Origin of the sequence: Novosphingobium marinum (assembly GCF_013408095.1) — a bacterium.
Lineage (GTDB): Bacteria > Pseudomonadota > Alphaproteobacteria > Sphingomonadales > Sphingomonadaceae > Novosphingobium > Novosphingobium marinum.
Genome location: NZ_JACBZF010000006.1, coordinates 98,424 through 122,998, shown reverse-complemented (window position 1 = coordinate 122,998; position 24,575 = coordinate 98,424). Strand labels below are relative to the sequence as shown.

Genomic DNA, 24,575 nt, shown 5'->3' with positions numbered 1-24,575 from the left:
ACCGTGACCGACCTATTCGAACAATCCGACCACCGCCTCAAGGGGGCGATCGAGGAAGTCGCCCAGAACATCGCAGGCTCGATCCTTTCGAAGAAGAGCCTCTTTGCGATCATGGAGCAGCTGCACGGCTGCACATCGGCGAATGGATCCTGGACGCAGCGCGATGCCTACGATTTGCTTGAGGCGGGGCTGGCGCTTCATCTTTCGGCGCGTTCGACACCCTTGCTCGAAGATGTGCCTGCGCTGTCGGAACTGGTCGACTCGCTGCCCACCCACACCGTTCGAAGCGAAGATCAGATCCGCTTCCAGCAATTCTCGACGCCGGCCGATCTGGCGGCGCTCGCCGTGATCGCCGCGCAACCCCGCAGCACTGACATCGTCCTGGAACCGAGTGCCGGGCATGGCTCTCTCGTGAGCATGTTGCCGGCTGTCGCGCAGCTCCACCTCAACGAAATCGATCCTCGTCGCCGTGCGAAGCTGTCGCTTCTTTTCGAAAGAGCCACGATCACCGGCTTCGACGGTGCGATGCTGACGTCCCTTTCGGCGCACGACCTCCGGCCAACGGTGATCTTGATGAACCCGCCGTTTTCGCGTTCGCAGGGCAGGGGGGTCGACCAATTCGCAGCGGTCCGTCACCTGCGCGCGGCCTTGGCGAAGTTGCTTCCGGGCGGCCGCGTCGTTGCCATCATGCCTGACTGGTTCACCCCCAGCGCCAAGATGCTGCGGATCTACGAGGAAACCTTCGCAAACTGCACGGTGCAGACATCCTGCAGGCTCGCCAAATGCTATCACAAGCAGGGCACGAGCGTGGCGGTCCGGTTGCTGGTCATCGACAAGGTTCCGGGCAATTCGAAACCGTCCTTGATTGCACGCGACACCGTCTCCGAGCTTGCCGAATGCTTTTTGATCGTGAAGCGGATCGACCCCGCGACAGCGCCGCCGGCACGACCCACCCGGATCAAGCCGAAGGCGACAAGCCTGTTCAAGTCGATGCGCGCCAAGCCGCGCACCACGCCTAAGATCGAGCGCAAGCTTGCGGCGCGCGAGATCGTCACGGTGGACTATGCCAAGCTGGAAGCGCCCCGCGCGCTCGGGGCGCAATCGGGCGTCTACGTTCCCTATCGGCCGAGCCGGATCAACATCCAGGGCTCCCGGAAACACCCGACACCCCTCGTCGAGAGCGTCGCCATGGGATCGATCCCGGCGCCGGTGCCCGATTACATACCGCGGCTTCACGATTGCATTCTGAACGAGGCGCATCTCTCCGAAGCGCAGCTCGAAACGATCATTTACGCCGGCAACGCCTGGACGCAGTTTCTTCCGGGCAAGTTCGTGCCGTCAGAGGAGGGGGTGGGTCTTTCGCTGTCCGAGAACGGCAAGGCCTATCGGAAGGGCTATTTCTTGGGCGATGGGACCGGAGCGGGGAAGGGGCGCCAAATTGCAGCCTGCATCCTCGACAACTGGTTGGCGGGCCGCAGGCAAGCGATCTGGATATCCAAGAACGAAAGCCTCCTCGAAGATGCCCGCCGCGACTGGGCCGCGATCGGCGGGCTCCCCGCCGACATCCAACCGCTCTCCAGCTGGAAGATCGACCAAGAACTTCCCTTCCGCGACGGCATCGTCTTTGTGACCTATCCAACGCTGCGCAGCCAACGCCAGGATGCGACACGCCTGAAGCAGCTGCTCGACTGGGCTGACACCGACTTCGACGGCGTCATCGCCTTCGACGAAAGCCACGAGATGGGCGGCGTGGCAGGAGGCGAGGGCGCGCGCGGCGCGAAGCCGGGTTCCCTGCAAGGGATCGCCGGTGTCCTGCTCCAGAACCACCTCCCCGATGCCCGCGTTCTATACGCGTCTGCCACGGGCGCATCCGACGTCAACAACCTCGCCTATGCCGTTCGCCTCGGCCTCTGGGGACCGGGAACCGCATTCTCGAACCGCGAGGACTTCATCAGCCAGATCCGGTCGGGCGGGATCGCCGCGATGGAACTGGTGTCCCGTGACCTGAAGGCGCTGGGCCTCTATCAGGCGAGGGCACTGAGCTTTGCCGGTGTCGAATACGAGGTGCTCAAGCACGATCTGACAAACGATCAGATCGGCATCTATGACACCTATGCGGACGCCTGGGCGATCATCCATCAGAACATGGAGGAGGCACTGGCGCTTACAAACGTCGTCGACGATCTCGACGGCGACACGCTCAACAGCGGCGCAAAGGCCGCGGCCCGCTCTCGCTTCGAAGGCGCCAAGCAACGCTTCTTCAACCAGGTCCTTCTCTCCATGAAGCTGCCGACCCTGATCGCCGCAATCAATGGCCATATCGACGACGACAAGGCGATCGTCGTCCAGCTCGTCTCCACGGCCGAGAGCATTCTGGACAGGCGTCTCGACAGTCTATCTCCCGAGGAACGCGCCGAGCTTGATCTGGACCTCAGTCCTCGCGAGAACGTCATCGACTATCTCGAGCGTGCCTTTCCCACCCAGCAGATGCAGGTCTTCGTCGACGATACCGGTGAAGAGCGTTCGATGCCAATGTTCGATGACGAGGGACGACCGGTTCACAATGCGGAAGCAATCGAGAAGAAGCAGCGGCTCATAGAGCACCTCTGCGCGCTTCCCCCGATCAAGCCGGCCCTCGATGGCATTATCGAACACTACGGCACCGAGAAGGTCGCCGAAGTCACCGGACGCACCAAGCGGCTCGTAACGCAGGGCGACGGGAGCCAGAAACTCGAAACGAGGTCGGCGCGTACGAACCAGTCCGAAACTGATCACTTCATGGACGGGCGCAAGAACATTCTGGTGTTCAGCGACGCTGGCGGAACCGGCCGCTCCTACCACGCAAGCCTCGACGCAGATAACCGGCGCCAGCGCGTGCATTTTCTCCTCGAGCCGGGCTGGCGGGCCGATCGCGCCATCCAAGGTCTCGGACGCACGCACCGGACGCATCAGGCCGAAACGCCGCTGTTCCGCCCCGTGACCACAAACTGCAAGGGCGAGCTGCGCTTCACCAGTACGATCGCGCGCCGGCTCGACAGCCTGGGCGCGCTCACGCGCGGCCAGCGCCAGACCGGCGGACAGAACCTGTTCGACCCGGCCGACAACCTCGAAAGCGAATATGCCAAGGCGGCGCTCGTGACATGGTTCGGCCTCCTAGCCGAAGGCAAACTCACCAGCGCCACGCTGGTCGATTTCCAGAAACGCAGTGGTCTTAAGATCGCCTCCGCCGACGGCATCCTGGAAGAGGATCTTCCGCCCATCCAGCGCTGGCTCAATCGCATCCTCGCCCTACCGATCGCGATGCAGAACGCGATATTCGACGAATTCCTGGCCCTGGTGGAAGCTCGGATATCCGCCGCGCGCGATGCCGGCACATTGGATGTCGGCATCGAGACCATCCAAGTCGAAAGCGCGAGCGTCGACGAGGATATCATCCTTCGCACCGACGAGCGCACCGGTGCGACATCGCATCTGCTTCGAATCGATCTGACGACCCGGTATCAGCCGACCACACTAGAAAGGGTGCTGGAGCGACGCGAATGGTCGGACGGCTGCATCCTGATGCGCAACACGAAGAGCGACAAGGCGGCGTTGTGCGAGCCCTCACGGCATTTCATGACCGAGAAGGGTGAGCTTATCCAGCGGGTCATCCTGCACCGACCGCTACGCCGCGAATATCATCAGCTGCGTGACCTCGAAGAATCCGCCTGGGTCGAATGTGCGGAGCTTCGCTTCGCAAAGCTGTGGCTGGCCGAGGCCGAAGACAGCGCTTCGCGTTTGCACACCGAGACGATCCACCTCGCAACCGGACTGCTGCTGCCGATCTGGTCAAACCTTCCCCGCGACTATCTCGAGGTCAACCGCATCGTAGACCTCGAAGGCCGCAGCTGGCTCGGCCGCATCGTCTACGACACGGATGTCGCCGACGTGCTGAAGGCGTTCGGTGTCAATTCGAGCGTGAAGCTCACCGATGAGGCTGTCGTGAAGGCACTGCGGGAGAACCGCAGCATCACCATCGAGCAGCCGTTCGGCGCGGTCCTGAAGCGCTCGCGCGTGGCAGGGGATCTTCGCATCGAAATCGCCGGAGTCCCCGCCGATCAGATCGAATGGCTAAAGACCATCGGATGCTTCACCGAGATCATCGCGTACCGCACCAGAATCTTCGTTCCGGCCGACAATCCCGAACCCGTCGTCAGGGCTCTTCTCGCGCCTCTCTGATGGCTCATGCCCGGTCAAAGGGGAGGGGGAGGGGGATTGGTGTCCGGTGAATCGCCGGTCGACCATCAGGAGATACGATCATGCAACTCATCCCGTTGAGCAAGCTCGATCAGAGCGAAGACAATGTCTGCAAGCGGCCCAATTCCGAATTCGAGGAGCGACTGTCCTTCGATATCGAGGCGCGCGGCGTGCTGCAGAACCTCATCGTCGCCAAGGCGAAAAAGCGCGGCCGCTTCGAGGTGATAGGCGGCGGGAAGCGGATGCGGGCCATGCACCGCATCGTCGAGCGGGGCGCCATGGACGCGGACTTCGAAATACCGTGCCTCGTCATCGATCGCCGCGAACACAATGCGAGCGAGGTCTCGCTGGCGGAGAACTTCCAGCGACTGCAGATGACGCCTGCTGAGGAATGCCAGGCGTTCCAGCATTTTATCAAAGAAGACGGCGATACGGCTGCGGTTGCGAAGCGCTTCGGACTGACGCAGCGTTTCGTCGACGGGCGCCTGCGCCTCGCCAACCTTGCCGGTCCAATCTTCGAAGCACTCGCAGCCAGCGACATCACGCTGGACATCGCCAAGGCCTACGCCGCAACCGACCAGCACGAGGTACAACTGCGCGTATTCGAACAGATGCGCCACGCATGGAACCCCAGCGCGGACGCCATCCGGCGAATGATCGCGGATGGCTCGCTCCGCGGCAACGATCCGATCGCGCTTCTCGTCGGTGAAGACACCTATGTCGCGGCCGGTGGCAAGATCGAACGCGACCTTTTCAGCGAAGCGGCCGATGATCGTTGGATCGACGTGGAAATCGCGCATCAGCTCGCGGGTGCCAAGATGGAGGCGGAGGCTGAACGTGTGGCGGCTGAAACAGGGCTCGCCTGGATCAACCCCGTCGCTGCCACCAATTCGTGGAGCGCCCGCAGCGAACTCGGCCTCAATCCGGTGCGCCTGCCTCCTGCGCCGCTCTCCGAGGAGGCACGCACTCGCATCGACGAGATCGACGCACGGATGGACGACATCAACGCGATCTTCGAGGACGAGAGCGCGCAGGAAGAAGACGGCGTGGATCTCGACAAACTCGAGGTCGAATACGACACGCTGTCGAACGAACGCGACGATCTCAACAATCCGGTCCGTGAGCTGCCCGAGGAATGGCACGGCGAAGCCGGACGCTTCCTCATCCTGACCAACAAAGGCGAAATGGTCCTGGAAAGCGACTATTACAGCGAGAAACGGCTGAGCTTCGAGCAGGATGAAGACGGCAACATCACCGCGACCAGCGAAGACATGCCGACCAGCGGGAGCACCGGCAGCTCGGCCGCTCGCCCGTCGACCCCCGAAGCAGTCGCCCCGGGCGGTGAGAAGCCGATCAGCGCCAAGCTGTTCGACGAGCTCTCCGTCCAGCGCCGAAACATCCTCGCCGCATCGCTTCTCGGCGATCCTGGACTGGCGCTCGACTATGCCATCTTCGCGCTCTGCGACGATCGCAGCTACGAGAGCAAGGGGACCTCGCTCAAGGCGGGCAAGCCCCAAGATCCGGCCTACGGTGACATCCCGCAGTCGGCAGCCGAAGGCATCCTCGCACAGGCGGAAGATGCACTCAACAAGACTTGGCACGAGCCCAAGGAGGTCGCCCAGCGTTTCCTGGCCTTCCGCGAACTCGACGACGAGACCAAGGCCGCATGGCTGTCTTACGTAGTCGCGGTCTCGCTGGAGGCGAAGAAGGGCTACAACTCGGAATACCATCCGATTCATGCGGTCCTCGGAAGTATCCTCGACGTCGACGTCGCAGCGATGTGGCGGCCGACTTCGGAGAATCTCTTTGACCGCATCAACAAGACGTCCTGCCTCGCTGCGCTGATCGACATCGGCGGGTCCGAACTCGCGGCCCGGTACGCCGCCTCCAAGAAGGCCGAACTCTCCAAGACATGCGAGAAGCTGTTTTCCGGTGATGCGATCGTCGAGGAAGACATCAAGGAACGCGCTCTCGCCTGGCTGCCCGAAGCGATGAAATTCGATTTCGCTCAGGATCCCGGCGGCGAGGACGATACACCGGTCGAACCCGACGACGACACCGATCTCGCGGACGCAAACGGAGAACCGACCTTCGAGGAACCCGAAGACGTCGACGAAGAAGCGGCGGTGGACGCTTGAAGGCGCCGCAACCCTCCTGATGCACTGGCCCGGCCGCTCCACCAAGCGACCGGGCCTTTTTCATGCCCGGAGACACATCATGAAACGATCCGCAAAGCGCGACGTCGCCCAAGACATTACGAACCTAATCATCCGAAAGATCGAAGAGGGCACGCTGCCCTGGCGCCGCCCCTGGAAGAAGACCGGCGCCGGCGGCGCGCCGCTGCGCGCGAACGGCGTGCCGTACACCGGCATCAACCGGCTCTACCTGTGGGCCGCTGCAGACGCGATGGGATACGAATCCCGCTACTGGATGACCTATCGCCAGGCGCAGGAGCTCGGCGGACAGGTCCGTCGGGGGGAAGCTGCCGAACCAAGCATTTACTTCAATACGACGAAGAAAACGGAGGTCGATCGGGCTACAGGAGAGGAATCTTCGCGAACGATCCGATTCATGCGCGCCTACTCCGTCTTCAACGCGTCGCAGATCGACGATCTGCCGGCCCATTTCTATCCCGACCCGGTCCCGGAGGCACCTCCGACACCATCGCAGAAAGCGGCGGCGATCGACGCATTCTTCGCACCCATTCCGACCGAGGTCCGCTATGGCGGTGATCGGGCGTTCTATTCCCCAGGCAGCGACTTCATCCAGATGCCTCACCGGCACAGCTTCGTCGATGAGGATGGCCTCGTCGCGACAATCGCCCATGAAACGGGCCACTGGACGGGCCATCCCAGCAGGCTTGCCCGCACCTTCGGAAAACGATTCGGAGACAAAGGTTACGCCTTCGAAGAGCTCGTCGCAGAACAGATTTCGGCCCGCATCTGCTACGAGCTCGGCCTTCCCGCCGATCTGCACGAAAGCCATGCCAGCTATATCGGCCATTGGCTCGACATCCTGAAGTCGGACAAGAGCGCCATCATCACCGCCGCCGCCAAGGCCGACCAGGCCTTCAACTATCTCGCAGCGTTCTCCGGATACGACAGCGAAGCTGAGGAGAAGGGCCATGAAACGGCTACACTTCAAGCTTACGCTTGAACCGGGTCTCAAGGCGATCGTGCGTCTCGCTCAACTCCATCAATACGCAACTGATCTCGTGGATGGCGAGCGTGTACTGATCGGACCGGCGCTCAGGGGGCGGATGCTGCTGAACTTCCCGGCCAGAGAACCCCGCGACGTACTCGACAGCCTTCTGGGCGAAGGTCCCGCCGGATGGAACCTTTCAGGACACGAGGACGGCAGATCATTGCTGGTGGTCTCCACCGAGGGTTCCGGCGTCGCCTTTTCCGCCATCGCTCGGATCCTCGAGCAGGTCGCACCCGAGGCATTTCTCAAGCCGATCGCCTTCGAGCCGCTGCCAGGAAATACGCTCACGGCGATATCTAGGTCGCTGCATTGAGGGGAGGGGGAGAGGCCATTGCATCAGCAATGGAAGGGCGAACTCATGATCTGCGACATCGACTACCGCTACCGCCGAGCCCTCGAGCCCGATGGTCTAACGACATACGATACTGCGATCCGCGCGCTCAACGAGGCGATCGAAGATGCTCGCCTTGCCGGAAGATCGGCCGCGGATTGTCCAGCGGTGCTCCTACTTACGCGGCATCTCTCCCGGATCGCAGAAGGGGTGCGAACCCGCCAAGATACCGAGGATGCAGACCTACGACGGCAGTGCATCGACAAGCTTGCAGACTTGAAGCGATCGCCCGCGATCGTGGCGCTGGTACGACGCGGCATCGACTACCGGCAAGAGGAGCTTCGCCACTATCGCCGCGAAGGATCGCGGACCCTCCGCATGATCGCGTTCGAACTCGGCATGGCGCACAACGACTATCGCCTCGGATACACGACGCCGCAGGAATCGCTTGCCGGAGATCACACGCTGGAAGCGAGAGGGTTGTATATCCGCATTTCCCCTGAGCGCTTCGGCGAACCAGGTGTAGCTTGGCGAAACCCGCACTGGAAACCGCCCGGAGCCACGATGCGCAAGGCCCCGATCACGGTGCTGCAAGACATTCCGGCCCTCGCGAAACGGATCGCAAGCGAACTGAAACTCCCGGCGCCGGCGCAAGCCGGCCTCATCTGAAGGAAACCGATATGGGATGGCTTTCAATGACCCGAATGGGGATGGGTGCCTACGACACGCCGAAGGCCTATCTGGATGCTCAGCTGACTTACGAACATCCGGCGGCGGATGAGACGCCCTTTCGCGCGCTCAGGGTGCTCAAGAGCGTTTATTCAGGATCAGCCTATTACGCCGCCGCCGAGCGCTACGATGAACATGACGAGACGATCGACATCACAGCGGTCGTGTGTCTCGTTCGCTGGAATCCTCGCGCTGCCGACGGGTATATATTCGCCTACAAGGACCTCGACGAAACATGTGGGCCCGTCGAAACGGCCTGCCCGAAAAGTGTTCTGGAGCTCCTGACACCGACAAGCCATCCTTGGGCGCTCGACTGGAGGCGACGATGCTACAGATTGCTCGCTCTCAAGGGGCGGCGCCTCGGCGACGGTGACCTCATCCGGTTCCCCGCACCCATGCGCTTCAGCGACGGCAGCGAACATCGCGAGTTTCGATTTCGGCGGGGAGGGCAGAAGACCGTCCTGACGCTAACCGACGGTCGCGGCCGATTTAAGATCTCCCGCCTTCTCGAGCGCCGGTTCGAGATCGTCCGCGAACCGAAGGTCGCGAAGACTTTCTTCCCTGCCGCATGAACCGGATTTTCCATGATGGAATGCGAAAGTCTCGATCCCAGACGCCGCCAGCTATGCGGAAGAAACAACGCCGAAAGGCTGGCGCTCCGGCTTTCGGAAGCCACCGGCGAGGATCACGCCGTCGTGCGCACCGAGTGCCCGCTGCAGCCGCTGCGCGTCATGCCGTCGCATGGCCATGATCCGGCAACATTCGAGCTGCAGGTGATCCTGCTCTGACTACTCGCCGACTTGGCCGCCGAGGGCCGGATCCAGGAACCACGAAGCGCCCTGCTCGAACTCGCCACCACGCGCCGGTACAGGTCCATCCGGCTCGGCCGAGACGTAAGGATTGATCTGCACGAGCGGCAGCGTCCCTGAACGGAAGAGACCGGCAGAAACCTCGCAGCGCGCCTTGAGCAGGTCGATCAGCCATTCCAGATCGTCCAGCATCTGCAAGACACCGCGACCGGCAACCGTGTAATACAGACAACGCTGATAATCGTCGCACTCGCAAGAAAGAACCTGGGCGAGCTTGCGCTTGGCTCCGCGCTGGCCTTCGTGAAGGGCCTCAAGAGTCTCGAAAAGCTCTCGGGCCGAATGATACGCGTCGAACGCTTCGACGCCGATCGACGCATTCGCCAGCGACCGGCGGGCAACGCGGTTCATCTCGTCGAGCGACGCATCGCGAAGCGCAATATCCAGATCGAACCGACCAACCGCGAATGCCTTGTTCATCACGCAAAACTCCTCTATGCGATGAACATAGAGTGAACAAAGAGGCGCGTCAACTGGTCTAGATCATGTGGCTCATACCCAAAGATACCAGCGGCATGACGAACCGCGTCGCTATCAGCGACGGGCTGAAAGCGGCGCTGGTGCGATGGTATATCGGCAAAGGCGACGAGGCGGATCACCGAGCCTCGGTCTCGCTCGTCGTGACCTCACGCGAAAACGGTAAATGGCTAGCCTGCGACTGTCTGGCGGAAGATCGATCGCCGCCGCTCATGAGCCCCGCTTATCTCAGCTTCCAGGAAACCTATTATCTCCGCCGCCTGACCGCTCGTCCGAGCCACAGCCCCAGGTGCCCGTTCTACATGCCGCAAGCGCCACAACGTATCCGCGAAACCGGCCGCGACACACTCTACGAGATCGAGCAGCCCAAGGGACTGTTCAACGCGCACCAGAAAGCGCCAGAGAAGCTCGCCCAGAAACCTGATGAAAGCGAGCCAGACGACCGATCCCGCGGCGTCGCCATCCCCAGGCTCGGCAAACTCCTTTGGCTTTTGCTCGAACGCGCGCGATCAAACGTATTGCGCGAGCTTCCGCCAGAGGGTCCGCGCGACGGCTCGATAAGCGCAGAGATGAGGCGCTTGCGCGAGGTGGCCGGACAGTTCGAAATCGCCCCGGGCATCAAGCTCGCTCATCATTTTTACACGAACGCGATCGAGTACGAGAAATGCAAGGTCCATGCGAGGCTGCGCGAGGCCGAAGACGACTGGCCGGAAGAATACGCGCCGCAGGCCTTCCTCCTTCTTGAAGCGAGCGAGGTGACAAGCAGCGAGATCGTGACCGGGCTCGGCACAGTGCAGATCCGAAATCGCATACAGCACACCGGAATCATTCGAGCCGAAGTCCAGCCCCCTTTCCTAGTTCTCGCCGTCGTCGGTGAACACAGCAAGCGTGAGGGCTACCGAGCTTTGCGGGCCTATGCGCAGCCCGTATTCACCGGCAACCAGTTCGTACCGGCAGAACGAGACCACGATCGGGATATCCTGCTGGAACTCCAGAAAGCGCAATACAGCCTACGGCGTCACGGCATCCGCATGGCGGTCAAGAAAATCCTCTTTGATATCGAGACCGAACACGGTTCAGCCAGACCTGACTTCCTTGTGGCGGTGAAAGACCAGGCGTCGCAGCGACAGATTACCTTCGCCCTGCAGATCCTCCAGTCTGCCGATAGCGGCTATCTCGAACTGCGCAGCATAGAACACGAGCGCCTTCTCGAGATAGGCCCGGTCGTAGCGTTGCCCTTGGATGAGATCACAGTACAGATCATCGCCGAACGCGCGAGACAGATCATAAGCTGAAAGGGGGAGGGGGAAGGATTTGAGCGAACAATCAGGAGGTTTCGCTCATGTCAGTATTCCCCGCCACGCCACGACCGGTAAATTCGCCCTGGGGGGCGATCCAGCAGGCCGATCAGCTCGCACCGGGCATCTGGTCCGTAATGACGGCCAGCCACGGCGGCCTTCTCCTCTCGGATGCGCGACAGGACGCAATGCCCGATGTGCTCCGTCTCGATGAGAACGCCTACGAGGAAGACGCCGACTGGTGTCTGGTCTACCTGGCTTTCGAAGGAGAACTTGCACAGCAGAAAACCTGCACTGCAGGCTTCCTGCAGCTCGCGCGGGACACCGCCCGGTGTTGGCACTCAGACCGGTTCACGGCGCATACCAGCGAAACCGTCGCGCCCAATGAATCGCATATCCTGCGTACTCGTGCAGCATACCAAGCCGCCATAGGCGAGTTCTGCACGACCAGCGCGTGGGGCGATTGGGCCGATTGGGTCCCGCAGGATAAGACCGGCGTCATCGCTCGCCGGCTCACGTCGGTAAATCACCTCGGGCGCCCAACGTACGCCGACGATGAGGTTTGCGCGTTGATCGACAAGGATGCTTACGCCCAGCGCGGCGAGGTCACCATGCTCGCCTCGATACCGCATGAAATTATCGATCCGCCCGCCGAGCTTCGGTCGAAGAGAGTGGCATGACCACGCAGGTTAACGACATCGCCATCGACGACGCCGTCGCCTCGGCTCTGTCCGATGGCACACACGTCGTTTACAGCCTTTCGGGCGGGAAGGATTCCAGCGCGGCCGCCTTTGTTGTCGATGCCTACCTCGACCGGATCGGACATCCGCGCGATCGGCGCCATGCAATCCATGCGGATCTCGGCATGATCGAATGGCCATCCACATCAGGCTTCGTCGAAACAATCGCGACGATGCTCGCGGTCGACCTATCCGTCGTGAGGCGCAAGGCCGGCGGGCTTGTTCAGCGATGGGAACAGCGCTGGAAGAGTTCGCTCCGCCGATACGAGAACCTCGAGACGTACCAGCTCGTGCCGCCATTTTCCTCCGCACGCCTGCGCTTCTGTACGGGTGAGACCAAGGTGCAACCGATCGGCGCAAATCTCAGGAAGAGGTTTGCCGGGGAAACCGTCATTTCTGTGGTCGGCATTCGCCGCGAGGAAAGCATCGTCCGGTCCAAGGCCCCGATCAGCAAGCCTGATACCCGCTTTGCGCCTATCGGAAACCGGGCAGGGACGACCATGCTGACGTGGCATCCGATAGTCGAATGGTCGGCGCGCGACGTGTTCGCCTATCACGCCACGCGCCGCATCCCGCTGCACGAGGCCTACGGCCGCGGAGCGGACCGATTGAGCTGCAGCTACTGCGTGCTCGCAGGACTCAACAACCTCGCCGTCTCGTCGACATGCGAGGGAAACCACCCGGCCTATCGCGCCATCGTCGGGATCGAGGCCAAATCCGGATTCTCGTTCCAACCGGGGCGCTGGCTAGCCGACGTCAGCCCACAGCTCCTCGACGCGCAGGGAACGGCTGCGATCAGGAAAGCCAAATTGATGGCGGAACGCCGCCGTACAATCGAGAGCGAATTACCCAACGACCTCCGGTTCATGAAGGGGTGGCCACCGCGCGTTCCCACGCTCGACGAAGCACACACCATTCACCGCGTGCGGAGGGAAATGACCACCACGCACAACCTCGTAAACCACTGGCCCGACGCGCTGACGATCCGCGAGCGATTTGCCGAGCTTCACGCCGCCAAGGCGGCTTGATCGACCACCGACGAAGAAATTCGGGCAACGCCCGCGCCATCGCTTCAGGCCATCTCGGGCAAAGAGGAGGGGGAGAGGAAGACGGGAATCAGTCCGACAAGGAGGAACCCGATGAAATACGAACCCATTCGCGCGAGCGTGAGCCCCGAGACGATCGGAAAGGTAACGCGTCTGTTCAACGGCTCGCTAAGCGACATCCTGAACGAACTCCTGCAGAACGCTCGCCGGGCCGGCGCGAGCGTCGTCAACGTCACCACGACGCCTCAAGAGAACGGTTTGCGAATTACCCTCGACGACAATGGTTGCGGGATTGACGATCCGGTACGCGTTCTCGCCTTGGGAGCATCGCGATGGGACGCCGCCGTCGCCAACGGCGAAGACCCCGCAGGAATGGGCGTGTTCAGCCTGGCCGGTAAGGCAACGGTGATCGAATCCCGACCTAGCTCGTCGAGCGATGCCTGGCGGATCGAAATCGCGCCCGCTGCCTGGACGGGAGACGTCGATATCGTTGTCGACCGCTCCAACAGGACCACGGGAACCTCAGTCTCATTCGTTGTCCCCGGCGTTGACGAAGGCACAGCCGAAAACGCCCTTCGGGAAGCCGTGCAATTCTTCCCGGTGCCCGTCTGCTTTCATGGCAAGGAAATGCCCAAGAAGGATTTCCTCTGCGGAGCGATCCATGTCGAAGACTGGCGCGGAAGTCGTATCGGCGTCTTCCAAGGCCGAACTTATCACCGGGCACCGACGGTGAACTTCCACGGCGTCGCTGTCTTCGCGCGGCTTTTCGAAATACCGCAGATCGGCAAGCAAGAAATGCACGCCCGGATCGACATCGGGCATACGCCCGAACTGCAGCTCGTTCTCCCGGCACGCAAAGAATTCGTGGAGAACGCCGGGTTGGACGCGTTAAAAGTCGCCTGCGAGGCCGCCTGCTACCGCGCGATCGCGGCCCAGACGTCGCACAGCCTCAGCTTCGAACGCTACCGCAGAGCCGCCGAGCTCGGCATCAACCTCGCGGAGGCCGAGGCCGTTCTCAATGCGTGGGAACCGGACATTGCCGACAACGAAAGCGGCAGCGAGGCCGGGCAGCGCCGGACGATCACCAGTGAGGAATTCCTGATGGACGCCCAAGAAGCGCATTTCGGACAAATCATTGCCCGCGCGCTGCACGGCACTCCAATCCGCGCCAAACTGGTCGATCGTAACACCGCCTTCGAAGGGTATAGCTGGTATGACGAGCTGCGCGAGCTCAGCGATCCGACCTTCATCGTGCACGCCGATGGTACGATCCACACGGTCGACGCGATCGCCGCCGATCCGCCCCTCCCCGCGATCAGCGCCGCGCAGGAAATCCACCTCGAATACGCGATCAAGGAGCAAGGCTGCAGCACCGCTCAGCGCGAACGGGTGAAAGCCGACATCGTTCTCACCTTCCCGGACGGTTGCTGCTCCGACGGGATCGAGGACGTTACCATCGCCTACGTGTCATCGGATAGCCTTCAGCCCGATGGCCTCGTGGACCTCCTAGACAACGCGTGCTTCTCAGCCTGGAACGATTCCGACGCCGACAGCTGGGACACACAGCACGACCGGTTCCTCCGGGACGCACGAGAGCTCGCATACCGCATCCTGGTCGGCGAGAACGCCGCCATCGCATCCCAATTCCGCGACGCGGTGGCGCGCATCATGTGGACTCTGCCCAAGGGTAAAAGCGTAACGATCGGCTTTACGCACGACAGCCCGATCGATGTGGCCGTTTCCGATCTGGAGCAGGCGACGTGAAGCCATCAAGCGTTCTTTGCTATGGTATCGGCGTAGACAGCACCGCCCTGCTGATCGAGCTGGCAAATCGCGAGGCCCCCGATCTCGTCCTCACCGCGGACACCGGCGCGGAGAAAATCGAGATCTACGCCTTCCAAGAAATCATGGGCGCTGGATGGCGGAGCGCTCCATCGCGTACGAAGTCGTGCGCTACGAGGCCAAGCGCTCCAAGAACTGGCCGCCATATCGCGACCTCACGGAATTGCTCTTAACCAACGGGTGCCCCCCATCGATCGCCTTCGAGCGGCACAGTTGCAGTCTCGAATACAAGGCCGCCCCGCAGGAAGCCTTCAACAAGCCCTGGCAACCAGCCATCGACGCCTGGGCGGAAGGCGCCAAGGTTGTGCGCTACATCGGTTACGATGCGTCACCGCGTGACGGACAACGAAACCCGACGAGGTCCGCGCACTATCCGCTGAATGGCTGCGCACGATCGTTCTGATCGGGGCGCGCGGCGCCGCGGCTCAAGACGGTAGAGGGATTATAGCGGAAGTCGACAAAGACGCGGCCCGGACGAATGACCGATTTCATCCACGGCGAAGCGCTCCTCGAAGAGGCCGAGATTAATCGCATCATCGAGAGCGCCCCGTCCGACCTGGTCGCCTTCCAGGAGCGCGCCGCGCAGCAACCCGTCGAAGCTCGCGAACCGATGTCGACCTGGCTCGAGCGGTTCCACGCACAGGAGATCCACCATGCCTGACATGCTTGTTCAACCCCCACCTTCGACGACTGAAAGGATCGCCACTCTAAACGACCGCGCCCGGCTCGGGCTCGATTGTACCGCGCGAATTATCTTCACGCTCAATCTGCTCGACAGCCTCAGCGACGGAACCCGCCGCAACGACATCCTCGCACAGGCGCGCATCATGAAGGCCATGCGCAACTGCGACCACCGCCGTGCGAGGACGCAAGCATGAGCCGCCATCAGCTTCAGCTGCGAGACGGCGTGCCCGCGACATCCGCATGGATAGGCTGGGATCGTCCTTTGCGTACCTTCTTCGCACAGGTCTTCGCCACTGACCCGAAGGACGAGGATGAAGAGGTTCCGATCCTGTGGGAAGGAACCGTCGAGGCCGAACTGCCGCGGCCCATCGATGCGATCAGGCTGCTCGAGCCCTACTGCGACATTCCCGCCGAGACCGCCGCCAGTCTCGAGATCGACAGAATGAAGACGCTCGCGAAAACCGACGGGCCTAACCAGCTCGAAGCGAAAGCCTTCCTGGCTCGGCTTGAAGCGCGCAACAGGTCGAACAGGACATAGAAACCACGACAAGCCGGTGACGCTCCCTCCCGACGGGTCGGGTGCGGATTGGCGCGCGCCCACGCCGATTGGCGCGCGCTGCCGGGCTGCGCCCGGGGGGAAGGAGGGATGAAGGAAGGTGGTCCGGACAAGGGGTTCGGGCAAAAGCATCAGGAGAACTTCCCATGAACATCGGTACCCTCAAGGCCAATGCGGACGGCGTTCACATCGGTCGCATCGTCACCATGGCATTCGCTGCCACCATCGCCCTGCGCGAGTTCGTCTCGACCAACGAGCGCGCCCCCGCCTTCGACGTCATGGCGCTGTCGGCCGACCGCCGCAGCTGGGTGAAGGTCGGCGCGCTGTGGGAATACTCGTCGAACGACACCGGCGAGGTGTTCCTCTCGGGCCGGGTCGACGATCCCTCGCTCGACAAGCCGATCGACGTCGCCATGTTCCGCCAGGAAGACGGCGCCTACAACGTCGCCTGGCGCCGCCCGCAGCGCAAGCGCACGCTCCCCGGCATGGCCAGCGAAGGCGAGGAGGCGCTGCCGCCGCTGAACGCGACCGCGACCGGCAGCGAGCCCGAGCAGCCCGGTTCCACCGTCGGCGGCGACGGCCTGGGCGAGAGCACCGCTCCCTCGCCGAAGGCGAAGACCAAGGCGAAGGAGACCGCCGACGCCTGACCAACAGCGTCCCCCGGGCCGGTGCGACTCCTCCCGCACAGGCCAACTGCGAAGGCCCGTCCGCGCGACCCCGCGGGCGGGCCTTTTTACTGCGGCCAGCTCCTGCGCGCCTCTGAGCGGTGCAGGAGCCGCTTCAAACGGAGGACGCTGGAATCCGCCAGGAGTCGAAATGCTCTATCTGAGTGCCGACCCGACCACAGCGATGGTCGAGAGCCAGCCCAGTCTAGACCCGTTCAAACCTGTCACGCTCATCTCCTACGTACTGCGCAATGCCAGAGTTTTCGATACACGTGATCCGAACACACACGCCCAGTACGATATCACCCCTGATTTGCTCGCTACCAATTGGTACACACACGTAGTGGAGCAGACCCAAGCCCCGACCTGGGATCTGGCAGATACCCTTGCTGCCGACGGTTTTCATGGAGCGTCCTATGCATCCATGCAAAATGACCTCGAGAATGTCGCACTATGGGCCTGGAACCTGAATAGCGAGGCCATACTACGCGTAATCGATCAGGACCGCCGCCTTCCGACAAACGACAAATCGTGGCGCTGAAAACCGTTATCCAATTGTAGCAGACAGTCGATCGGGCTTCGGGCCAAACTGAGCGGCCCTCGCGCACCGCCCCTGCGCCGCGAACTGCGTTCTGGATGCTCCCATGTCAGCGTATAGCCCCCGGCTTCCCGGCACGATCATAGCGTCCGATGGGCAGGGGCACTCACATGGTCACTTCCGCGAGAAACGCCCGGAGACGATGATCCTGCGACCGGCTCCAGAGGAGTAGCGGTTCGAACCGGATATCACGGCCTTGTGGCCGAATTCACTGGTTAGCCGAAATCAGCGTGGCTGGCGCGATCTCGCTAAAGTCGCGAGCAAGGTCCTACGGGCCAAGCGACCATGCCGGTCGTCGTCGATACTCGGATCGGTCCCATTGCTCCCTGCGCGGTCCGTCCGCCGCCTAGTGCCCCTGCCCCTCCGATCGGGATTAAGGCCAACCTGAAAATGCGAGCCGTGTTGCCCGCTTCGCGAGCTGCCCGCACCACCTCGATTTTCGAGGTTTCCCGCGCACGAGTGCGCGGTGACCCATCCCTCCTTCCGGGGCTCGTTGAGGCCACCGGCGGACGGTCCGCCGGGACCAATGGAGGATTACGAAATGAACAACATCAATCTGGTGGGCCGCTTGGCGAAGGACCCCATCGCCCGCGACAGCGCCAAGACCAAGGTCACCGAGCTGCTGCTCGTCACCGAACGTCCCGTCATCCGCGACGGCCGCGTCCAGAAGGATCCGGAAACCGGCTACACCAAGACGGACGCCGAGTTTCACAAGATCACCGTCTTCAACGGCATGGGTCTTCCGCTCCGCGAGCACAAGTCGAAGGGCGACCAGCTCGCTGTCTCCGGCCGCCTGCACTACTCGCGCTGGCAGGATGCCGACGGCAACGATCGCTACGGCTGCGAGATCATCGCCGAAAACGTCGAGTTCATCTGACCGACCAGGGGGGCGGCGCGAAAGCGCCGCCCTTTCACCATCTATCGCAGGAGAATGGCCATGAAGGACTTCGGTCTCTTTGCCGAGCGCGACGCCGCACATGCGCAACGCAAGCTCAACAACTTCACCCGCTTCGCAGAACGTCGCGAACAGCTTCTGGAAACCATCGATCTCGATGCACTCGATCGCAACACCGCGTTCGACATTCTCGAGACCGACGAGGATCTTGCCGAAACGCTCGCATTCGGCCCGATCTATGTTCACCATCTCGCGACGCTTGAAGCACAACGTGCCGAGATCGCCGCAACGCTTCCGCGCGCAGCCTGAAAGGAGATCTCGCCATGCAAGTTATCGCGATCGAAAATTTCGGCCGCGACCACATCAGCGACCGCGTCGTCTCGACCGGCCTGAGTGCAAGGGCCGCCGAAGAGAAAGCTCAGAGCATGAACCAGCTTCACAGTGGGCCGCATTCCGCCCGCTACTACGTCGTGAAGCCGGACGATTATGTCCCCTATGTGTGGGAGCCCTGACGGCGCTCTACGAGCGGCCGTATATGTTGCAAACCAGCTGTGCCGGGGCGGGGGCCAGAGCCGCCCGCGCCGTACAACGCAGGTTGTTGAAGCGTCGGTCCTTCCGCATTCTGTTGAATTGACCGAGGGTTGTTGTTGAAGAACTCCGAGAGATCCGCTTCTTCGCCATAGATTTACCCCAACGAAAACCCAGTGGCCGCTCACAGATCAAGTTCGCGCTGCAGCGGTTCCAGCATTACCGAACCAAAAGGATCATACGCTTTTTCCAAGGTACTGGTCCCACTCTTCGCGGCTTCTCACCTCATGCGATCATAGCCTGGGAGGACGCGCGCTCAGTGGCGCTCCCTGCAATTACATAGCCGAGACTGTTTAAGTGCCTTGGACGTTCCATGATCGTCGTCAGGATAGTGAGACTCTTGCGCAGGTGACACTATAATAGTTGCCGCCTCCCGTCCTCCGGCCGGGACCGCGCTCTATTGCGCTAGCTTCCTTGCGGCCTTGGCTTCGCTGGGGCTCGCCGCGTCATCAAGCTCCACCGAGACCCTGCGGGTCTCGGCCCATCCGGGTCACGATCGCATGGCGGGACAGCCGCGCACCGCGCTATCGCGCTGCGGCCAGAAGAGCGGGGCAGAATGCATCGGCTCGTCCTGCGGCCCGCATGGCCTCGAAGGCTAACTGGCGTCCAACAGACTTCCGCGCTCCAAAGAGGGCGATGCGGCCTACGGTCGGGCCTCCATTTTATGATTCCACACCGCGGGCTCTCGGTCCCGCCGCTCGCGTCCGAAGCGGCCGCGCGAGGGCAACGACCCCTGGCGTTGCCGCGCGCGCGAGACGCCCCGGCCTGTCTGCCGCAGCTCCTGCGGGAGCCCGATATTCTCAAGCAAAGGGGAGGGGGAGGGTGTGTTTGATTGCATCCTCGTGTGATGGGGTCCGAAGGATACTTGCGGCAAGGATCCGGTCAAGGATCCGCGGTTCCCCCAATTTTTTCCCCGCATTTGTCTGCTTTCAGCAGACGGGAAAAAATCGGCTCCCCCACGGCCCGTAGGCGTTAACCGGGGTCCGGCACTGACGTGCCGGCTTCCCGGTCAACGTCCCTGACCTCGCTTGTCCGCTGCGCACCATTGGACCCCGTCATCACAAGATGACGGACACAAAACCAATGGAGGCTTACAATGCAAAAGTTCAACAATTTCGCCGATCTCGCGAACGCCCGCATGGAACTGGCAGACACCCGTTCCGATGTTACCGCCGCGTATGATGGCGCCTTCCTCGAGCAGAGCGACATGGCGAAGCTGAGCGTCGTCGAAGAGCCGATGGCCGCCGAGATGCCCGATCCGGACATGGTCCGGGCTGCGGTAGAACTGGCGATCGGCACCGTGTTCGACGTCCTGAAGGACACCCGCATGGAGGAATTCGCCCAGCAGCTCGCCTGGGGGATGGTCAATTCCTTCCACATGACAGCCCGCCTGGTCGAAGGACGTGAGGACGATGCCGCGAAGAAGCTGGGAGAGATGGCTCGCCACTTCGATCCTTCCGAAATCTACGCGGTCGAGCTCGAAGAGACGCAAATGCTGGTGCAGACCCTTCAGGGATGCCGCGAAGCGCTCGAGGCGATGCGGGATCACGCTTCGGACGTATACCGGGTCGAGACCGGACGTCCGTTCACCGCCACCCGCGGATCGCAGGTCAGCAAGAACGGCGTGACCGCCTCGCAGATCCAGGCACGCGACTTCCTCGCCGCACGGGCCAAGGACCGCAGGGCGCAGTTCCAGCCCGAAGGGCCGCTGGTCGTGGTGTCGGGCGGTATGAAGGAATGGCACGACTACGAGATGATCTGGGACATCCTCGACGACATCAAGTCGCGCGTGCCCAACATGGTCCTCGGAACGACCGGAATGCGCAAGGGTGTCGACGCGATGGCCAACGCATGGGCACAGAAGAACGGCGTGCAGACGATCCTCTTCATGCCTGACCGACGCCACGGCAACCGCGCTCCGTTCCTCCGCAACGAGAACATGGTCAAGCTGAGCCCGGTCGAAGCAGTCGTGGGCGAAGGCTCCGGCATCCAGTCGAACCTGGCACAGCGACTGCGGCAGGCAGGCGTGCCGGTTCACGTCCGCCGCATCGCCGATCAGCGGCCGCAAACGCAGCGGGTCGGCGCGTCCACCTTCGGGTGAGCGCCTCTCGGGAGGCTCCGGCGGAAGCCGGGGCCTCCCTTCCTTTTCTGTCTCAGCAGAACGGGCTCGGGTGGCATCGAGCCCCCGTCGCCCGTGTGGGCGCATCACAGGACCTCGGCGATCACTTGCTCGCTGGCGACTATTCAGTCGCCTGCGCATAGCGCGGTCCGCCTTGGCCGAACCGGCATGGCTGCCTTGCCCGGATTTAGATGTTTCTGGAGCCTTCGCGGTCAGGCCAGTCGACTGCGGGTAAATGGCGGTGGCATTCAACATGGCTTGCGCTGGCAACTTCCGACCTCGTTGCAGTCACAGCCATTTCCGAATGAAATCGCCGTAATCGGCCGTGATCGAGTTGTCGGCAGGCTCATGGGCAATACCAACGTGTTCTCGGGTTAGATCGTTGGGGGACCACGTGTTTACGGCTTTGCGACACTCGGTTATCTGCAATCCATGAGCGATTGTGGGTGCGGACCAACCGAAGCCGAAACGAAAGAGCAGCGCCGTGCCTTGTGGATCGCATTGATCTTGAACGGCATCATGTTCGTCGTCGAAGCCACGACGGGCATTATCGCCCAGTCGACTGGCCTGATCGCAGACGGCTTGGACATGCTGACGGACGCAAGCGCATACGCGATTGCATTGGCAGCAATTGGGCGAAGCGCAAACTTCAAAGCCAAAGCCGCAACACTGAGCGGTAGCTTGCTCATGCTCGTCGGCATCGGAGTTCTTGCGGATGTCGTCCGACGTGCGATTGTCGGGTCAACTCCCGAAGGCAGTTGGATGATCGCTGTCGCGCTGGTCGCGCTTCTCGTGAACATCATTGTTCTTCGCCTATTGAGTAAGCAGCGACGGGACGAGGTCCATATCCGCGCGGCATGGATTTTTACGCGCGCGGACATCGTAGCCAACTCTGCTGTCATTGCTTCAGGCGTTGCGGTTCTGCTTACCAGTATCGGCTATTTCGACCTCTTCGTGGGCGCAGCGATAGGGTTGTATGTTGTCAAGGAAGCTCTGGAAATTCTTCGCGATGCGAAGAAAGCTCGGTTAGAGAGCAAGTTAGGATAGTCTTTCGCTCAACGGCGGTTTTCCGGAACGTCGTTTTCAAAAGCTGCCATTCTGCTCCCCACCCAATTTTCCGACATGGAGGTGTCGCCTGCCGAGGCGAGTCATGTCAGTGCCACCGCCACGTAAAGACAGGCCGCTGCGGATATCGTCGCCCTCCTCGGGTATCAAACCCTCGCGTTCGAACGGCTGACCACGACCGCATCGCTCCGGCTCGCTGACGAACATACGTTCGCCTGCGCTTCGCCATCACAATCCTCCTGAGACAGCGGTCACTTGCCGGAGCAGGTTGTCGCCTAGCCGAATGCCGACGGCTCTGCGCAACCGGCAAGCTCATCCGACAATGCCAGGGCAGCGCATCAAAGGGGAGAGGGAAGGAGGGAGACGAGCCATCATAGGAGGCAAGGATGCTCGTCACATTCCGCATCGAAGACACGCGCACCCAGCTTCATTCGACGCCCGCCGAAATTTCGGCGCTCGAACTCGCCGCGCTGACACGGCGGCTTCATGCAAGCGATATCGCACTGGACGTCGATGCGAACGAATTCGGAGCTGCGCCGCTCAACTTCGAGATCAACGCGAACTCACTTTCGATGGCCGCTTTCACGGCCTGCTTCGACCACCGCGCCGAGATCATCGCGATTGTCGAGGAGGCGCAATTTCTCGGGCGAACGCTGCGCGTCCGGCACCTCGGCCGTCTCGCTCCGATCACGATCGAGGTCTCCGAGCATATCGCTCTCGCGCGCGATCTGATGATGGGACCAGACCTCGCGGGAAAGGTGCTGTTCGCGCTCGGCCGGGACAATGCGGATGCCGGCGAACTCACGCTCGATAGCCTGCGGACCCTGTTGCAGAACCATCGCACCTACGACGCGTTCCGCGGCGCAAAGATCATGCCGATCTACGACAGCCTGGCATACCTCGCATTCACGAATTGCGGCGAACAACGTCCTGTTCTGGCGTGGGCCTCATGAACGCGGTCGCAAAGCCTCGCCCCAAGCTAAAGATGCGGTGCCCAAACTGCGGTTCGGAATCGATTTGCAAGGACGCGTGGGCCGCCTGGGACGAGACCAATCAGCGACGGGAGCTGGGCGGCGTCTACGATCGTGAAACCTGAATCGAATGCGAGCACGAAGGGGATGACCACTTCGACAGGATCGACATCGAAACCGGCGCGATCATGGGATCAGAACCCGACGAAGGCTTGACCGAAAACTGCGTTTCGGGCGAACGACATGTCATGCAGCCGCATCCCGTCACCGGCGTTCCACATTGCGTGCAGTGTTGCCCGATCGAACAGAGTGCAGCCTCTCGCGAAATCCCATCGACCAGCGACTAGCCTCCCCGCTGGAACGATGCCTGGGGAAGGGTGCCCGGCCACGCGCCGCGGCACCCTTTTCTCATGCAAGCCAATCGGAGCACTGGCGCATCCCGGCAGCGCCTCGAACATGCGGTGCAGAGATAATCTAAGCCTCCCGCCGATGGCCCGTCCGCCACCATCGCCATGAGCACTCCGGCCATGCACGGGTCAAACGAAAATGGACCGACCGTGAAGGTGCTGCGCACCTTCCGCACCACTCGATCAATTTTCGTTTCCCCTCCGCTTCGCTCCGGTGACCCGCGCACCGCCGGAGCGCTGATTCATGGCATGGCGGACGAGCCGCCAACGACAGGAGGCTACCCATGTGCTACACCACGGAAACATTCGAAGCTGACACCGCCACGACGCGCCAGATCAACACCGATACAATCGCACTCGATGAGAAGACTCTGCAAGCGGAGCGGCGCTCTTACCACTCCTTCTTCGACGTCCATGTCGTCCAGACGGAGGAAGGTTACATCCTGATAGAAGAAGGCGATTACGGCGAGCTCCCGATGCACCTCATCGACGACATAGTCTACACCGCAACCGGCAAGATGGACGACCAATACTGACGGGTATGGGCGGCCGCCGAGACCTCTCGGACGCCGCCCATCAGGACGCCTGCTTCTGACCCGCAGGCTCCATCTTTTCGAGCGCCTCTATCGCGCTCTTCGGCTTCACGCTGACGGCCAGCTCCAACAGTCTCACGGACCGTTCGTGCCCGACCTTGCGGACCAGTCGCGCAAGCTCCTTTCCGGCCTCTTCCTTCTCCATCTGCGCGAGCCTTTTCTTGCGCTCGGCAATGTCCTGTTCGGCCGCTTCCAACGCCGCCCGTTCGCGTTCCACTTTCGACACCATTTTCAACTCCATTTCCGGAATGATCGAGGTGGAATCTGATGGCCGATCCTGACTGCAATTTCGAGATGTTTTTTTGCGATCTGCTCTCGCTCTTTTATCGTTTCGGGAAGGAGGGTTTCGGGCCATCCTTCGCGGACTGCGCCGCTCAGGACCGCGCTCTATTGCGCTAGGTTCCTCACTGCCCTGGCTTCGCTAGGGCCGTCTCGTCATCAAGCTCCACCGAGCCGGGCGATGCCTGTCTCGGCCCTGCGGGTCACGATCGACGTGGACCTGTCGGTCCACTCTTGTCCGCCCTGGCAGTATCGAGGATCAGCCCTGCGGACCAAGCGTGAGGTTCATTCCGGCTAGAAAGCCGGCACCTCCAGCTGGATGACCAGCTCCTCTACGACTCCCCCAAGACCAGCAGACCAAGAGAAGAACCGCCAAGTCCCTGATT

Annotated in this window: 26 protein-coding genes; 24 read left to right on the top strand and 2 right to left on the bottom strand. The window is 61.9% G+C overall.

Features of this window, described 5'->3' with window-relative positions; genetic code table 11:
• The first annotated feature begins 3 nt into the window (after positions 1 to 3).
• From FHS75_RS15190 to FHS75_RS15160, 7 genes are all read left to right on the top strand, one after another.
• On the top strand, positions 4 to 4,218 hold the full coding sequence (locus FHS75_RS15190; protein WP_342356018.1) for a strawberry notch-like NTP hydrolase domain-containing protein: 4,215 nt from the start codon (positions 4 to 6) through the stop codon (positions 4,216 to 4,218).
• A gap of 80 nt (positions 4,219 to 4,298) precedes the next feature.
• Entirely contained in the window at positions 4,299 to 6,374 is a 2,076-nt protein-coding gene (locus FHS75_RS15185) for a ParB/RepB/Spo0J family partition protein (protein ID WP_179408516.1), read from the top strand.
• A 79-nt stretch (positions 6,375 to 6,453) separates the two neighbouring features.
• The gene (locus FHS75_RS15180; protein ID WP_063612709.1) at positions 6,454 to 7,392 is read left to right on the top strand and encodes an ArdC family protein; all 939 of its coding nucleotides are present in this window, start codon (positions 6,454 to 6,456) and stop codon (positions 7,390 to 7,392) included.
• The gene (locus FHS75_RS15175; RefSeq protein WP_179408515.1) at positions 7,361 to 7,753 is read left to right on the top strand and encodes a hypothetical protein; all 393 of its coding nucleotides are present in this window, start codon (positions 7,361 to 7,363) and stop codon (positions 7,751 to 7,753) included. Before FHS75_RS15180 ends, FHS75_RS15175 begins: the two co-directional genes overlap by 32 nt.
• 18 nt (positions 7,754 to 7,771) lie before the next feature.
• The gene (locus tag FHS75_RS15170; protein ID WP_160728983.1) at positions 7,772 to 8,440 is read left to right on the top strand and encodes a hypothetical protein; all 669 of its coding nucleotides are present in this window, start codon (positions 7,772 to 7,774) and stop codon (positions 8,438 to 8,440) included.
• Between the two features lie 11 nt (positions 8,441 to 8,451).
• Positions 8,452 to 9,072 (top strand): DUF6927 domain-containing protein, encoded by a 621-nt coding sequence (locus FHS75_RS15165; RefSeq protein WP_063612706.1) that lies wholly within the window; start codon positions 8,452 to 8,454, stop codon positions 9,070 to 9,072.
• 12 nt (positions 9,073 to 9,084) lie between these two features.
• Positions 9,085 to 9,288 (top strand): hypothetical protein, encoded by a 204-nt coding sequence (locus FHS75_RS15160; RefSeq protein WP_063612705.1) that lies wholly within the window; start codon positions 9,085 to 9,087, stop codon positions 9,286 to 9,288.
• Here the strand turns inward: FHS75_RS15160 and FHS75_RS15155 are convergent, their stop codons facing one another.
• On the bottom strand, positions 9,289 to 9,786 hold the full coding sequence (locus tag FHS75_RS15155; RefSeq protein ID WP_063612704.1) for a hypothetical protein: 498 nt from the start codon (positions 9,784 to 9,786) through the stop codon (positions 9,289 to 9,291). It abuts the gene before it with no gap.
• 95 nt (positions 9,787 to 9,881) lie between these two features.
• Here FHS75_RS15155 and FHS75_RS15150 point away from each other — a divergent pair, with 95 nt between their 5' ends.
• From FHS75_RS15150 to FHS75_RS15075, 17 genes are all read left to right on the top strand, one after another.
• Positions 9,882 to 11,138, top strand: coding sequence for a hypothetical protein (locus FHS75_RS15150; protein ID WP_149036584.1), 1,257 nt, complete (start codon positions 9,882 to 9,884; stop codon positions 11,136 to 11,138).
• A gap of 47 nt (positions 11,139 to 11,185) precedes the next feature.
• Positions 11,186 to 11,821, top strand: a complete 636-nt coding sequence (locus FHS75_RS15145) for a DUF7007 domain-containing protein (protein ID WP_179408514.1) — start codon at positions 11,186 to 11,188, stop codon at positions 11,819 to 11,821.
• Positions 11,818 to 12,909 (top strand): phosphoadenosine phosphosulfate reductase domain-containing protein, encoded by a 1,092-nt coding sequence (locus FHS75_RS15140; protein WP_063612701.1) that lies wholly within the window; start codon positions 11,818 to 11,820, stop codon positions 12,907 to 12,909. Before FHS75_RS15145 ends, FHS75_RS15140 begins: the two co-directional genes overlap by 4 nt.
• 111 nt (positions 12,910 to 13,020) lie before the next feature.
• A complete protein-coding gene (locus tag FHS75_RS15135; RefSeq protein ID WP_179408513.1) occupies positions 13,021 to 14,691 on the top strand; it encodes a sensor histidine kinase in 1,671 nt (556 codons plus the stop codon).
• Positions 14,692 to 14,845: 154 nt separating this feature from the next.
• Positions 14,846 to 15,172 (top strand): hypothetical protein, encoded by a 327-nt coding sequence (locus FHS75_RS17990; RefSeq protein ID WP_227819750.1) that lies wholly within the window; start codon positions 14,846 to 14,848, stop codon positions 15,170 to 15,172.
• Between the two features lie 75 nt (positions 15,173 to 15,247).
• Positions 15,248 to 15,430 (top strand): hypothetical protein, encoded by a 183-nt coding sequence (locus tag FHS75_RS17985; RefSeq protein ID WP_227819749.1) that lies wholly within the window; start codon positions 15,248 to 15,250, stop codon positions 15,428 to 15,430.
• Complete coding sequence (locus FHS75_RS15125) at positions 15,423 to 15,647, top strand: hypothetical protein (protein WP_179408512.1); 225 nt, start codon at positions 15,423 to 15,425, stop codon at positions 15,645 to 15,647. The genes FHS75_RS17985 and FHS75_RS15125 overlap by 8 nt, the downstream gene beginning before the upstream one ends.
• Positions 15,644 to 15,991 (top strand): hypothetical protein, encoded by a 348-nt coding sequence (locus FHS75_RS15120; RefSeq protein ID WP_179408511.1) that lies wholly within the window; start codon positions 15,644 to 15,646, stop codon positions 15,989 to 15,991. The genes FHS75_RS15125 and FHS75_RS15120 overlap by 4 nt, the downstream gene beginning before the upstream one ends.
• A 164-nt stretch (positions 15,992 to 16,155) precedes the next feature.
• Entirely contained in the window at positions 16,156 to 16,656 is a 501-nt protein-coding gene (locus FHS75_RS15115; protein WP_063612697.1) for a DUF736 domain-containing protein, read from the top strand.
• 46 nt (positions 16,657 to 16,702) lie between these two features.
• Positions 16,703 to 17,215 carry an RES domain-containing protein gene (locus FHS75_RS15110; RefSeq protein WP_179408534.1) on the top strand — a complete coding sequence of 171 codons (513 nt, stop codon included), beginning with the start codon at positions 16,703 to 16,705 and terminating at the stop codon, positions 17,213 to 17,215.
• A 598-nt stretch (positions 17,216 to 17,813) separates the two neighbouring features.
• Entirely contained in the window at positions 17,814 to 18,149 is a 336-nt protein-coding gene (locus FHS75_RS15105; RefSeq protein ID WP_063612695.1) for a single-stranded DNA-binding protein, read from the top strand.
• 60 nt (positions 18,150 to 18,209) lie between these two features.
• Positions 18,210 to 18,476, top strand: a complete 267-nt coding sequence (locus tag FHS75_RS15100; protein WP_149036581.1) for a hypothetical protein — start codon at positions 18,210 to 18,212, stop codon at positions 18,474 to 18,476.
• 14 nt (positions 18,477 to 18,490) lie between these two features.
• Complete coding sequence (locus FHS75_RS15095; RefSeq protein ID WP_179408510.1) at positions 18,491 to 18,679, top strand: hypothetical protein; 189 nt, start codon at positions 18,491 to 18,493, stop codon at positions 18,677 to 18,679.
• A gap of 1,172 nt (positions 18,680 to 19,851) precedes the next feature.
• A complete protein-coding gene (locus FHS75_RS15090) occupies positions 19,852 to 20,856 on the top strand; it encodes a DUF2493 domain-containing protein (RefSeq protein ID WP_179408509.1) in 1,005 nt (334 codons plus the stop codon).
• A 450-nt stretch (positions 20,857 to 21,306) separates the two neighbouring features.
• The gene (locus FHS75_RS15085) at positions 21,307 to 21,921 is read left to right on the top strand and encodes a cation diffusion facilitator family transporter (protein WP_063612691.1); all 615 of its coding nucleotides are present in this window, start codon (positions 21,307 to 21,309) and stop codon (positions 21,919 to 21,921) included.
• A gap of 404 nt (positions 21,922 to 22,325) precedes the next feature.
• A complete protein-coding gene (locus tag FHS75_RS15080; protein ID WP_063612689.1) occupies positions 22,326 to 22,892 on the top strand; it encodes a hypothetical protein in 567 nt (188 codons plus the stop codon).
• A gap of 709 nt (positions 22,893 to 23,601) precedes the next feature.
• On the top strand, positions 23,602 to 23,853 hold the full coding sequence (locus tag FHS75_RS15075) for a hypothetical protein (RefSeq protein ID WP_202392059.1): 252 nt from the start codon (positions 23,602 to 23,604) through the stop codon (positions 23,851 to 23,853).
• Positions 23,854 to 23,893: 40 nt separating this feature from the next.
• Here FHS75_RS15075 and FHS75_RS15070 read toward each other — a convergent pair whose 3' ends face one another.
• Positions 23,894 to 24,139, bottom strand: coding sequence for a hypothetical protein (locus FHS75_RS15070; RefSeq protein WP_149036580.1), 246 nt, complete (start codon positions 24,137 to 24,139; stop codon positions 23,894 to 23,896).
• Positions 24,140 to 24,575 lie beyond the last annotated feature (436 nt).